This is a genomic window from Acinetobacter sp. V116_7 (assembly GCF_056735735.1).
The window spans coordinates 277,067-290,518 of record NZ_JBWZIF010000011.1 but is presented as its reverse complement, the minus strand read 5'-3'; the positions used below and the strand labels follow the sequence as shown (position 1 = coordinate 290,518).

9 protein-coding genes are annotated in these 13,452 nt (G+C 38.6%); 6 read left to right on the top strand and 3 right to left on the bottom strand.

Translation table 11 applies throughout. The annotated features are described in order from the left end of the window. The first annotated feature begins 6 nt into the window (after nucleotides 1-6). From kdpB to AC1PJP_RS02060, 4 genes are read left to right on the top strand one after another with little or no spacing between them, the layout of a single operon-like run. Nucleotides 7-2,046: a potassium-transporting ATPase subunit KdpB gene (gene kdpB / locus AC1PJP_RS02075; RefSeq protein WP_416704575.1), complete on the top strand. Its 2,040-nt coding sequence runs from the start codon at nucleotides 7-9 to the stop codon at nucleotides 2,044-2,046. 13 nt (nucleotides 2,047-2,059) lie between these two features. Next, nucleotides 2,060-2,665, top strand: a complete 606-nt coding sequence (gene kdpC, locus AC1PJP_RS02070; protein WP_479766444.1) for a potassium-transporting ATPase subunit KdpC — start codon at nucleotides 2,060-2,062, stop codon at nucleotides 2,663-2,665. 38 nt (nucleotides 2,666-2,703) lie between these two features. Further along, nucleotides 2,704-5,358, top strand: a complete 2,655-nt coding sequence (locus AC1PJP_RS02065; RefSeq protein WP_479766443.1) for an ATP-binding protein — start codon at nucleotides 2,704-2,706, stop codon at nucleotides 5,356-5,358. A gap of 11 nt (nucleotides 5,359-5,369) precedes the next feature. Beyond that, nucleotides 5,370-6,086 (top strand): response regulator, encoded by a 717-nt coding sequence (locus AC1PJP_RS02060; protein WP_479766442.1) that lies wholly within the window; start codon nucleotides 5,370-5,372, stop codon nucleotides 6,084-6,086. 74 nt (nucleotides 6,087-6,160) lie between these two features. Here the strand turns inward: AC1PJP_RS02060 and AC1PJP_RS02055 are convergent, their stop codons facing one another. Then, the gene (locus AC1PJP_RS02055; RefSeq protein ID WP_151988548.1) at nucleotides 6,161-7,585 is read right to left on the bottom strand and encodes a glutamine synthetase family protein; all 1,425 of its coding nucleotides are present in this window, start codon (nucleotides 7,583-7,585) and stop codon (nucleotides 6,161-6,163) included. A gap of 406 nt (nucleotides 7,586-7,991) precedes the next feature. On the opposite strand from AC1PJP_RS02055, the gene AC1PJP_RS02050 reads away from it, so the two are divergent. After that, nucleotides 7,992-8,540, top strand: a complete 549-nt coding sequence (locus tag AC1PJP_RS02050; RefSeq protein ID WP_151988549.1) for a DUF2799 domain-containing protein — start codon at nucleotides 7,992-7,994, stop codon at nucleotides 8,538-8,540. A gap of 44 nt (nucleotides 8,541-8,584) precedes the next feature. Here the strand turns inward: AC1PJP_RS02050 and coq7 are convergent, their stop codons facing one another. Beyond that, entirely contained in the window at nucleotides 8,585-9,220 is a 636-nt protein-coding gene (coq7, locus tag AC1PJP_RS02045; protein ID WP_479766441.1) for a 2-polyprenyl-3-methyl-6-methoxy-1,4-benzoquinone monooxygenase, read from the bottom strand. Between the two features lie 3 nt (nucleotides 9,221-9,223). After that, entirely contained in the window at nucleotides 9,224-10,546 is a 1,323-nt protein-coding gene (locus AC1PJP_RS02040) for an MFS transporter (protein WP_081402187.1), read from the bottom strand. Nucleotides 10,547-10,712: 166 nt separating this feature from the next. On the opposite strand from AC1PJP_RS02040, the gene AC1PJP_RS02035 reads away from it, so the two are divergent. Next, a complete protein-coding gene (locus AC1PJP_RS02035) occupies nucleotides 10,713-13,445 on the top strand; it encodes an autotransporter assembly complex protein TamA (protein WP_479766440.1) in 2,733 nt (910 codons plus the stop codon). The last annotated feature ends 7 nt before the right edge of the window (nucleotides 13,446-13,452 follow it).

Genomic DNA, 13,452 nt, shown 5'->3' with positions numbered 1-13,452 from the left:
AGGCGAGTGAAAATGAATACACAAACTCATGTAAATAGCCATAAACAAACCATGGCAGTGCCAAATTTTGAAGTTTGGAAAAATGCATTTGTGAAACTGCTACCGCAGCATGCAATTAAAAATCCTGTGATGGCAATTGTATGGCTTGGAACAGTAGTTACAGGCATTAGTACAATCTTGGGTTACACCACGCTGTTATTTGGTTTAGTGGTTACAGCAATTCTGTTTATTACCATTTTATTTGCTAACTATGCTGAAGCAGTTGCAGAGGCCAGAGGTCGTGGACAGGCATCTTCATTACGTGCAGCAAGAGAAAATTTAACGGCTCGAAGACTCAACTCTTTGACAGACCGTCAAACCACTCAAATTGCAGCTACTGAACTTCATTTAAATGATTTTATTGAAGTACATGCAGGTGAGCTTGTTCCTGCCGACGGTGAGATTGTAGAAGGCTTTGCCACTATTAATGAATCAGCTGTTACAGGTGAGTCAGCACCTGTGCTACGTGAAGCTGGAACAGACCGTTCAGGTGTTATTGGCGGAACCAAAGTTCTTACAGATCGTATTGTTGTGCAAGTGACTGCTGAATCTGGTCAAAGTTTCTTAGACCGTATGATTGCTTTGGTTGAAGGCTCAAATCGCCAAAAAACACCGAATGAGATTGCACTTGGCTTCTTGTTAATGGTGATGACAATCACGTTTTTAATTGTCGTGATTAGCTTGCCATTTATTGCCAAGTATTTGCATATTGAACTTGATCCAGTTGTGCTCGTGGCGTTATTGGTCTGCTTGATTCCTACAACCATTGGTGGCTTGTTACCTGCGATTGGTATTGCGGGGATGAACCGTGCACTCAAAGCCAATGTTTTGGCAAAATCAGGTAAAGCGGTAGAAGTTGCGGGTGACATTGATGTGCTTTTACTCGATAAAACAGGAACCATTACTTATGGTGACCGTCAAGCGACTTCCTTTTATCCTTTAACTTCGGTAACCGAGTCTGAGTTGAGAGCTGCTGCTTGGGTAAGTTCACTTGCTGACCCAACACCAGAAGGGAAATCGATTGTTAAGTTAGCAAAAGAGCAAGGCTTAAAACAGCAAGAACCTGAGCAAGCCGAATTTATCTCTTTTAGTGCTTCAACTCGAATTTCCGGTGTGAATTTACCGAATGGTGACCAAATTCGTAAAGGTGCTTTAGATGCAATCTTGAAGTTTGTAGATGAAGATTATTCGCAAGATTTAGAGTTAAAAGCACGTGTTGAACAAGTTGCTAAAAAAGGTGCAACACCATTAGTTGTCGCAAATCAACATCATGTATTAGGTGTGATTGAACTCTCTGATGTAATTAAACACGGCATTAAAGAACGTTTTGCACGTTTAAGAGAAATGGGCATCAAAACCGTTATGGTTACAGGTGATAACCCATTAACTGCGGCCGCGATTGCTGCTGAAGCTGGTGTGGATGATTATATTGCCGAAGCAAAACCAGAAGACAAATTGGCTTGTATTCGCACAGAACAACAACAAGGCCGTTTAGTTGCGATGGTCGGTGACGGAACCAACGATGCACCAGCATTAGCGCAAGCTGATATTGGTTTAGCCATGAACTCGGGTACACAAGCTGCAAAAGAAGCCGGCAACATGGTCGACTTAGACTCTGACCCAACCAAACTACTCGCTGTGGTTGAGATTGGGAAACAGCAGCTGATTACCCGTGGTGCTTTAACAACATTTTCGTTAGCAAACGACGTTTCTAAATACTTTGCCATTTTGCCTGCATTGTTCGCTGCTGCGATTCCACAAATGCAAGTATTGAATGTAATGCACTTAGCAAGTCCAAGCAGTGCGATTTTATCTGCATTAATTTTTAACGCGATTATTATCCCGTTATTAATTCCAATCGCACTCCGAGGCGTGAAATTTAAACCTTCAACTGCAACTCAGTTACTACGTCGAAATATGTTGATTTATGGGGTGGGCGGTGTGGTTCTACCATTCATTGCCATTAAAGCGATTGATGTAGTGATTGTTCAATTATTTGGTTTGTAATCTGGAGTTTGAAATGAAAACTTATGTACAAAATTCAGAAGCAAATTTGGGTCAGACCTTAAGAGCATCTTTCGGACTTCTAATTTTTACACTTGTCGGCTGTGGTGCTGTTTATAGTGCTATCGCTACGGGCGCAGGACAGGTGTTATTTAATGATCAAGCGAATGGTAGCTTGATTGAAATAGATCATAAAGTTTTAGGGTCAAAATTAGTCGCTCAGCCATTTGTTGGAGAGACTTATTTTCATCCGCGTCCTTCAGCAGTTGCTTATGACCCAATGTCTATGGGCGCCACAAACTTAGCCCTTACCAATCCAGAGCTTCAAAAACAAATTGATGCTCAGATTCTTGCGGTAAAAAAACAAGACCATACGGGCAATACAGCTATTCCAAGTGATTTGGTGACTAAATCAGGTAGTGGTATCGATCCGCATATTAGTCCTGAATCTGCTCAGTTACAGGTTGCTCGAGTGGCTCAAGCGCGTCATTTAGATTCTAAAATTGTTGAAGAGTTATTACAAAAGCATATTGAACCGAAGCAGTTTGGTGTATTGGGGCAAGCTCGTGTTAATGTATTAGAACTCAATATTGCTTTAGATCAATTACAATCTACACATTAACTTAAAAATAAAGTTGTTAGTTTACCGGATGATATCAAGTGCAAAGCAATCGCGAAAATCAGGCTGAGGCCTTATTAAATCATGTCAACAGATATCAAGCCGGTCGACTAACAGTCTTTTTAGGTGCGGCACCTGGTGTTGGAAAAACCTATGCCATGCTTGCCCGCGCCAAAGAATTATTTCAACAGGGCACAGATGTTGTTGTGGGTATAGTTGAAACCCACGGAAGAATAGAAACACTAAAAATTTTGGAAGGCTTACCTGAAATTGCTAGAAAGGAAATGCAATATCAGGGGCATACATTAGAAGAAATGGACTTGGATGCTATTCTGCTTCGGCATCCAGAAATTGTTTTGGTCGATGAGTTGGCTCATCGCAACGTCCCAAATAGTCGTCATGAACGACGTTGGCAAGATGTCAATGAATTGCTAGATGCAGGTATTGATGTATTTACCACCATTAATATTCAGCATTTAGAAAGCCTAAATGATGTGGTCTACCAGATTACGGGGATTCGAGTAAATGAAACGGTACCAGATCGGGTGTTTGATCGTATTCGAGACATTCGCTTAATTGATTTACCCGTCAGTGAACTGATTGAAAGGCTCCATCAAGGGAAAGTTTATGTGCCAGAGCAAGCGAATCTGGCATTGCAAGGCTTTTTTAGCATTTCAAATTTAACAGCATTACGTGAACTGGCAATGCAATGCGTTGCAGAGCATGTCGATTCAGATTTAAAAGAGAGCTATGCCTCTAAAGGTTTGAAGTCTATCTCACTGCAAAACGAACTGATGATTGCGATAGATGGACAAGGTTCTTCTGAATATTTAGTACGGGCAGGTTGTCGGCTAGCTGAACGCTATGGGGCAACATGGACTGTAGTGAATGTTGCTAAAAGTTTGAACTTTGGACAGAGTTCAGGAAACTCATATAAAAAAGAATATATTGAGATTGATCGTGCATTTGAATTGGCTCGGCAACTCGGTGGTCGAACAGAGGTTTTATATGGCCATCGAGTTGCGTCAGTATTAATGGATGCCGCCGTTGATCGAGGTATTTCCAATCTAGTCATTGGTAAAAGTATTTCGCCGTGGTGGTTAAAGTTATTTAAGAAAAATTTAGCTCAGCAATTATTAAATCAAGAAAACTCGATTGCTTTAACGATTTTGCATCCAGAACAGGGCACTAAAAAGACAACTCAACTTGAAAAGCCATCATTTTTATCATTAAAAGAAAGTATTTTTGTTTTAGCAGTTACATGTGCCAGTATTTTTATCGCTCACTTTGCCGAAGTTCTATTAGGTATTGAAGACTTTTCCGTCATTTTCATTATTTCAGTTTTAATTGTAGCAACGAAAACGAGAATGCTCGCTGCGGTAGTAGCTGCTCTTATTTGTTTCTTGGCCTATAATTTTTTCTTTATTGCTCCACGTTTTACCCTACAAATTTCAGCACACCAAGGTGTAGTTACTGTTGTGGCTTTTTTTGCGGCAGCTTTAATCGCTGGGCGTTTGGCCTCTCAATTACGTCAACAGGTTTTATCTTTAAAAGCTGCAAATGCTTACACTACAGTAATGCAAGATTTAGCGCGTAAGCTTTCTAGTGCAGTAAACCTTGAGGAAGTTATGCAAACAGGCCGAATGACTTTAGAAACCCAACTTCAAACTAAGGTGTGGATTTCTATTCAAGATAGAGTCATTTCATCTGATATAGAGCTAAGCGATAAAGAAAAAGTCGCGGCAGATTGGTGCTTAAAACACAGGCAGCCGTGCGGACGTTTTACCGATACTCTTAGTCAATCGAACTGGTGGTTTTTACCACTTCTAGAGCAGAAAAATAGCCTAGGTATTGTGGGGATTTACTTTAAGGATGATGTGGTTTCTCTAAATTTTGAGCAAAAGAAACTGACGGAAAGTGTAATTGAGTATATTGCACAAGCAGCACTGCGAACTCAATTGGTCAATGAACTTGAACAAGCAAAAGTCACCAGTGAAACAGAGCGATTACGTTCTGCTTTATTATCTTCGGTATCGCATGATTTACGTTCACCGCTTGCTTCTATTATTGGTGCAGCAGACACACTTGCCCATTTTAAAGCTGATATGTCAGAACAAGACCAACAGGATTTACTCGAAACCATTCATTTAGAAGGCGAACGCTTAGATCGTTATATTCAAAACCTACTTGATATGACACGTTTGGGGCATGAAGGTCTATCTTTAAAAAGAGACTGGATTGGTGTGGATGAATTAATTGGTTCTGCAACCCGCCGTTTAAAGCGCTATAAACCAGATACTCAAGTGTCGGTTGAATTACCTGAACAAGCGATTAGTTTATATGTACACCCAGCACTGGTAGAGCAAGCTATTTTTAATGTTTTAGAAAATGCGGCAAACTTTTCACCTCCAGATGAACCAGTCATGATTCGTGCTCATCTTTCATCAGAAGATGAAGTAAAAATAGAAATTGAAGATAGGGGGGCAGGAATACCTGAAGACGAAAGAAACCGTATTTTTGATATGTTTTACACCATGGAGCGCGGAGACCGTGGAAAATTTGGTACAGGTTTAGGGCTTACAATCGTAAAAGCGATTATTGGTGCTCATATGGGTGCAATAGAAGCATTTTCAGGGCGCCAAAATAAAGGTACTTTAATTCAAATCAGATTACCCATTCATCCAGTAAAAGAATAAGTTGTAAAGTCATGATAAGTTCAGAAACATCACCTGTTGAAACACGTATTGTGATTATTGATGATGAGCCTCAAATCCGTAAATTTTTAGACATCGCTTTAAGAACACAAAAATACAAAACCACGCTCTGTGAGACAGGTTACAAAGGCCTAGAAACTTTGGCGACACAAGGTGCCGACTTGGTTATTTTAGACTTAGGCTTACCCGATTTAGACGGGAAAGAAGTACTCCAAGAATTACGTAGCTGGTCGAATGTACCTGTTATTGTGTTATCTGTACGTGCCGATGAGTATGAAAAAGTTGCTCTGCTCGATGCTGGCGCAAATGATTACATGACCAAGCCTTTTAGTGTGCAAGAGCTTTTGGCGCGCATTCGTGTCATTTTAAGAAACCAACCGATTCAGCAAGAAGTACATGTATATGACGATGGTTATCTCAAAGTTGATGTTACGCAACGTTTAGTGTGGGTTGAGCAACAGCCAATTACGTTAACTCGAAAAGAATTTCAACTTTTGACACTATTAATGCGCTACCAAGGTCAGCTTTTAACACAGCCACAACTTTTAAAAGAATTATGGGGGCCAACCCATCAGGAAGATACTCACTATTTACGTATTTTGGTGGGTAAGTTGCGAAGCAAACTAGGGGATAACGCGATTCAGCCACGTTATATTGCTACTGAGCCGGGTGTTGGGTTACGTTTTTTAGCTCAACAGAAAAATCATTAATGAGATATAAAAAACCTTAGGGTATTTCTCCCTAAGGGTTTGCAAAGTGATTTATAGTTTTTTGCTTTTTTTATTTAAATATCCCAATGTTGTTCTGCTTCAGTCATTTGGCTGTAAATATTTTGATATTCAGCTTGTTTCACTGTGTACCAATGCTCTACAAAGTCGGCCCCTAAATATCCTTTTAAAATAAGACTTCCTTTAAATATTTTTAAGGCTTCTGGTTGGTTGTTGGCTAATAAAATATGCTCGTCTTGAAATTTTAAAAGATGTGCAGGTTTTGGCAGCGGTAACTTATGAGATAAGCCATAAGACACGCCAGCTAAAATAGTCGCTGTAACCAGATAGGGGTTACAGTCGGCTCCAGCAACCCGATATTCTAAACGTTGATTCTGTACATCTGAGCATGGAATTCGGATTGCGACATTACGATTATTGGTATCCCAATTGGCTTCTAATGGCACATGATGACCAATTTTAAAACGTCTATAAGAATTAATATTAGGCGCTAAAATCGCCATAGATGCAGGCATTAACTCAATGAGTCCACTAATCGCGTTTAGTAATTTGACGGAAAGCTCATCTTTTTCTACTTCTGAGCTAAATATATTTTCATGGTATTGATTAAGCAGACTCATATGAAAATGCATGCCACTGCCAGCCTTTGCTAAGTTGGGCTTTGCCATGAAACAAGCAGTTAAGTCATGCTTTCTTGCGACTTGCTTTACAATTCTTTTTAAAGCATTAATTTGATCGCAGAGCTTTAAAATATCATGACTATGTTGGAGGTTTAATTCATATTGTCCAGGTGATGACTCCGCAACAATAGCGGTAATTTCAATAGATTGAAGTAGGGCTGCTTTCTCAACTTCATCTAGGACCTGCTGATAGTTATTCGGCGCATCAATATCGAAACATTGGTTTTCTATGCAGGTTTCAGACTGATGCTGAGGTGAGAAAAGATAAAACTCTAGTTCGGCAGCCATGACAGGAAAATAATTGGTAGCCTGTAACTGATTTAATAGTTTTTTTAATATATTGCGTGGTTCATAGGGACAATCTGAACCATCTTCTTCTTGCATGGATAGGTAAAGCTGAGCATTCAATTCAGGAAATAATGCACTGGGTTGTAAGCTGCCTAAAATGGGCAGGCAAAGTCTGTCTGGTTCACCAATATATTTTCCTAAACCTGTCTCTTCAATCACTTTTCCATCAAGGCTCATAGCGTAAACAGAAAGTGGAAAATAGCATCCATTAGAGAGATTCTTTAAACTTTTAACATCAATTCGTTTACCACGAATATGTCCGTTTAAGTCGTGCAGACAAATATCAATGTGTTGGGTATGAGGATATAAATTTAAATATTCATCAACCTCTTTTAAAAAAAGCTCGGAATTGAAAATATGAGGTTGTGTTGGAGGAATAAAATCATCTGATATTTTAAATGCCTTAAAGTGAGGATTTTGTAAGTTTAAACTTGGGTAAATATGCGTACTCATTATAAAAAACCTTGCTGGTTATTTAGCTAAAATCCTACCTTAGCCTTGAAAGTTAATCGCGTAAAAAAAGAGTAAAATGATTAAACAGTAACTTATGAGTGGTTTTAGTTTTTTATTTTAATAATCATAAACTTGTAATTAATTTTTGAAGTAATTGTTTTAAGTAAAATTAGTGTATAAAAGTCGTTTAAGAGTGAGCAAATTTCTGCGAATTTGCTTTTTTAAATTAAACAATATTAACAATTATGACCTTTCAATTTGGTGAGAGGGTCAAACTGATTTAAACTTAAGACTTATCCAGTGAATCACTTATTTTTGAAGTTTTGAATAGAGCAGGACCTTTTAGGGTGTTTACTGGAATTTTATTTTTGCGTTTTTTTAAATTTATTTTTTGAGTTCTCTTAATATGAAAAATATCGGTTTAGCCATTCTAGCAATCAGCCTTTCAGGTTGTGCTGCAATGAGCGTAGAAGAATGTAAGACTGCGAATTGGTCATTAGTGGGTGAGAAAGATGGTTCGAAAGGTTCATCACCACGTTTAGATCAATATTATAAAGCGTGCGGAAAAGCTAACGTTGTTCCAGATCAAAAGTCATATGAACGTGGATATAAAGAAGGTCTAAGGTATTATTGCCAGCCAACAAATATTTTTTATAGCGCTTTAGAGGGTAGTGGCAATATCAATGTGTGCCCAGTTGAGCAGCGTAATCGTTTAAGACCTTATTATCAGGCAGCTTCCGACTACTATAATGCAAAAAATGAATATGATCGTTATGACGAAAAGTTTAAGCAATATTCTGAGAGTGCTTATAACGAAAAATTAAAGCCAGAAGACCGTGAACGTTATCGTAAGCTTTTAAGAGAATTACAAAATGATCGTGACCGTATTAATCGAAACTATTGGAACTCAATTCGAGATATTGAACGTTTTAAATACGATCATGGCTTAAAATAATATTTAAAAAAGGATTGATCCGAATTAGATCAATCCTTTGTTTTTTAAAGGTAATAACTAGTTTTTGTCATTAGCTTTGAAATCGCAGTCATCGTAATTTTTACTGCATATGGTAATTCAACACCACCTGCTTCAAGCGCTGTATGGCGATGATGTAATTCATCTTCATTCATTTGCTCTAAAATTTTACGAGAACGATCATCTTGAGCAGGTAACTGGTTTAAATGATCTTGTAAATGAAGGCTGACTTGACGTTCAGTTTCGGCCACAAAACCTAAGCTATATTTGTCACCCGCAATACCAGCAAGTGCGCCCATGCCATACGAAAGCCCATACCAAATTGGGTTTAATAAACTGGTATGACTATTTAGCTCTTTTAAACGAACTTCACACCACGCTAAATGATCTTGTTCTTCAATTGCTGCTTGTTGCATTTCTTTGCGTACATGTGGCAATTTCGCCGTTAATGCTTGTCCATGATAAAGGGCTTGTGCGCACACTTCACCACTATGGTTAACACGCATTAAGCCTGCAACATGACGAGCATCTTCTACACCTAGTTTTGCTTCAACCGATTCGGCCGGATTTTGGCGCTGTGCTGCTGTTGCACCCGGAACAAGACTACGTAATGCTTGATCAAAAGAGTTAATGAGCTGATCAATTCCAGTATAGTGGCGCATAAATTAGTCCTCCAAAGAAAGATGTGCTGTGGCAAGCATTGGTTTTAGACGTGCTAGAAGCCAAATACTAAAGATTGCACTAAGTACAGCTGTAATAATAAATAGTATTTTAATATCAATTTTTAAAACACTTAAGATTAAGATTGAAAAAATTGCAGATGAAACCATAAAAACGGCATTTAAAATGTTGTTTGCTGCTACAACACGAGCACGATGTGAACGTGGTGAATAAGCCTGCATCATGGCATATAAAGGAACAATATAAAAACCACCGCTAATTCCCAGTAAAGTCACCGCTAACATGACGTGATAGTAAACCCAACCTTGGGTAAAAATATCTTTTAACGTGAGTAATGCGCCAGTTCTTTCAGGTACAAAAGCTAAACTGGCAGCAAGGTAAAGCGCAAAAAGGGTAAGGCCAATCGCACCAATTGGTACCATTTTAATATTAATTTCTGAGCCACCAATTTTACGGCAAAGAAGAGACCCGACGCCAATACCGACTGAAAAGAAAGTCAGCAGAAGGCTAACAACATTTTCTGATGCATGCAGATTTTGTTGGGTAAGCTGTGGAATTTGCGTTAAATAAGTAGCGCCATAAAACCAGTACCACGAGTTACCTAACAAAATGGTGAACACTAACGGTAAGCTTTTAGCATATTTAATCGTTTGAAAACTTGTGCGAAGAAAATTCCAATCAATCTTTAAATCGGGAGCAGCAACTTTCTGTGGCAAGATGAAGCGACTACATAAATAGCCAATGCAAGCAATAATTACAACAGTAAGACTAATCCACAATAAGTTCCCATGCGATGATGCAATTACAGCACCACCTAAAATCATCCCGAATAAAATTGCCATTGATGTGCCTGACTGAAACAGAGCATTACCAGACATTAATTCTTGTGGTTTTAAAATTTCAGGCAAAATTGCGTACTTGATAGGACCAAAGAACGTTGAATGTGTCCCCATCAAAAATAAGGCAAAAAGAAGTAACCATAAGTGCCCCAACAGGAAACCCGCAGTACCGATGAGCATAATAATAATTTCTAAAATTTTTATGCCACGGACGAGTTGAGAGCGCTCATATTTATCTGCAATTTGTCCAGCAGTGGCCGAAAAAAAGAAATAGGGCAAAATAAACAAGAGAGCTGCTAAATTATTGAGAGTACTTACAGGGGCAGATTGCTGTTGAATCAAGCCATAAGTAATCACTAATAATAAAGCTTGCTTAAAAACGTTATCATTTAATGCGCCAAAAAACTGGGTAAAAAACATCGGTACGAACCGACGTGATGTCATCAGGTGCTCATCTTGTTTCATCATGTGCAAACTTCATTGTGTTTTATAAAAAAATGTGACCGATTGTTAATTTGCATCGAAAACCATGTATGATATTTTTAACGCTTGATTAAATGAAAAATCAATGGTTTTGAGTGAGTTTTACACTTACCTTGGTGCGTTTTATTAAAAAATAAGTCTAGAGTTTTCTATGCCTTCTAAAATTAAGTTTAAACAGTCAACTCTCTCTCATTCTATGCATTTAATTTTAAAAATGCAGGGGATTCCTAAACTTATTTGTAGCAGCTTGTTGTTCACAGTTTGTGTAACACAAAGTTTTGCTCAAACTTCAGTTGATAGTGACACTTCAACTTTAAATCAAACGGTGCCTGATGCATCAACTGAACAATCAGTTCCAGTGAATCAGCAAACAACTGCTCCAATCACAGATATTGCTACTCTTGTGACCCAAGCTCAGCAACAACAAGATAGCTTGGCTATATTGCAACAACAAGAACAATTTCCAAATCAAATTGATGAATTTAAGCCAATTACGCTTGATAATCTTGATGATTTACCGGACATGCCTGTTGATCAAAACATGGCAAACGAAATTTATAAAGTCGCTGAAGAAGCTAAAAGTGAGGCGCAAAACTTCCAAAATGGTACTCAGAAGCTACCCGAAGTTACAGTCAGTGATGCAACTCAGTCTGAATTAAATCAGATTAATCAAGCGCCTGTAAATATTGATCAGCTTATGCAAGAGATTAAATCTGATAGTCAGATTGTAGTCGAAGCCAATGAAACTGGAAAAACTTTACCTGAGTTAACTCCGGAGGCTGAGCAGCCACCTGAGCAAGCTGGTTTCTTTAAACGTATTTTAAATAAAGTGCGCCCGCCACGTGCAATTCCGATGGAGCAAGTGCCGCGTATTAGTGCAGATGTGGAAGGTGCTTCAGATGCACTGGCTAAAAATATTAAAGGGAAACTATCAACCTTCACCCAAGAATCATTCGAAGATTTTAATGCAGCTTTACCTCAGCTCAGAACATTAAGTAATCAGGCAGCTCAAGCAGTTGGTTATTATAATGCTGAGTTTAAATTTGAAAAATTAAGTCCGAGCCGAGTTCGCGTTAAGGTTACTCCAAATGAACCAGTGCGAATTAATGAGCAAAATATCGAATTTACTGGTGCTGGTGAAAAACGCCCTCAGTTTCAGGTTATTCGCTTAATTCCTGATCAGGATGTTGGGGATATCTTTAATCATGGTTTATATGAAACCACGAAAACCCGAATTGTTAACGCAGCCACTGATAACGGTTATTTTGATGCTTATTGGCGACTGCACGATGTGAAAGTGAGTCAGCCAGAAAACAAGGCTGATATCAATTTGCGCTATGAAACAGGTGAGCGCTATAAATTAGATAAGGTTGAGTTTCGCATGAGCGATCCATCGAAACCCTTGCCTTTGAACCAAAATATTTTAGAAAGTATGGCGCCTTGGAAAGAGGGTGATGACTATGCATTTTGGCGTGTAAATACTTTAGCAAATAACTTAACCAACTCTCGTTATTTTAACTACACCTTAGTTGATAGCATTAAACCCGATCCAATTGAAAAACCACTTGAACTACCACCAGATTTGCAAGCTTTAGTCGATGAGCAAAATATAGATGTGGATGAGTCTAATTTACTTTCACCTGAAGAAAGACAACTTGCTAAAGCACGTCAATTAGCCACATCTAATAAAGAAGTTACACAAAACGTAGTAGATGAAAAACAGTTTGCTGGAACACAAAAAGTAAAAGAGGGAGAACCTCAAACAGCAATGTTGCAAAGTGCTCCAAGTCAGCAAGATGATAAAGAAACTGAACAAGATCGTTTACAAGCTCAAGCACGTGAAACGAAAAGAATTCCAGTTATTGTGACTTTAAATGCAGATAAGCTAAATAGTTTAGAAACGGGTATTGGTTATGGGACCGATACAGGTGCACGTTTACGTAGTCAGTATCGCCGCTCTATTGTCAATAAATATGGTCATTCTTTTGATGCCAACTTAGAAGTCTCACAAATTCGTCAATCTATTGATGGCCGATATAGTATTCCCTATAAACATCCGTTAAATGACTATTTTAACATCGTGGGCGGTTATGAGCGTGAAACTCGTGATGACATTGGTCCAGATGTAAGTTTGCTTACTGAATCCGCTGTTGTTGGTGGTGAGCGAATCATTAAGCGTCCACTAGGGAACTGGCAACATACTTTTGGTGTCCGCTACCGTTTAGACCGTTTAACCCAACAGGGTAATGTTGATATTTCTGAGCTACCAGATGCATTTAAAACTGCGGCATCAGAGCAAGAAGCATTATTATTTAGTTATGAAACATCTAAAACTTCGAGTAATACACGGTTAAACCCAACGAAAGCTTTTAAACAAACCTATAAATTAGAATTAGGTAGTGAGAGTTTACTGTCCGATGCCAATATGGCTATCGCAAGTGCAGGTTGGAGGTTTATTTATTCTCTTGGTGAAAATGATGATCATCAATTCGTTGGAAGATCTGACCTTAGCTACATTTTTACCGACGATTTTGACAAAGTTCCGTACAATCTTCGATTCTTTACTGGTGGTGACCAGACAATTCGTGGTTTTGACTATAAGAGTCTTTCCCCAGAAGTAGATGGATATAAAATTGGGGGACAAGCTTTGGCTGTAGGTTCTTTAGAATATAACTATCAGTTTAAGGACGGTTGGCGAGCCGCTGTTTTCTCAGACTTTGGTAATGCCTATGATAAAGACTTTAATAATCCAGCAGCTTATAGCGTTGGGGTTGGAATTCGCTGGAAGTCTCCAATCGGACCAATCCGTTTAGATGTCGCTTCGGGTATTTCAGATGAAAACCATCCGATTCGTTTACATTTCTTTATAGGCCCACAACTTTAAAAATAAA

What these genes read in the sequence shown, in the direction of transcription:
- kdpC (WP_479766444.1), top strand. Translation starts at nt 2,060, where the DNA reads ATGAAAACTTATGTACAAAATTCAGAAGCAAATTTGGGTCAGACCTTA.
- AC1PJP_RS02055 (WP_151988548.1), bottom strand. Translation starts at nt 7,585, where the DNA reads ATGAGTACGCATATTTACCCAAGTTTAAACTTACAAAATCCTCACTTT.
- AC1PJP_RS02060 (WP_479766442.1), top strand. Translation starts at nt 5,370, where the DNA reads ATGATAAGTTCAGAAACATCACCTGTTGAAACACGTATTGTGATTATT.
- coq7 (WP_479766441.1), bottom strand. Translation starts at nt 9,220, where the DNA reads ATGCGCCACTATACTGGAATTGATCAGCTCATTAACTCTTTTGATCAA.
- AC1PJP_RS02050 (WP_151988549.1), top strand. Translation starts at nt 7,992, where the DNA reads ATGAAAAATATCGGTTTAGCCATTCTAGCAATCAGCCTTTCAGGTTGT.
- AC1PJP_RS02040 (WP_081402187.1), bottom strand. Translation starts at nt 10,546, where the DNA reads ATGATGAAACAAGATGAGCACCTGATGACATCACGTCGGTTCGTACCG.
- AC1PJP_RS02035 (WP_479766440.1), top strand. Translation starts at nt 10,713, where the DNA reads ATGCCTTCTAAAATTAAGTTTAAACAGTCAACTCTCTCTCATTCTATG.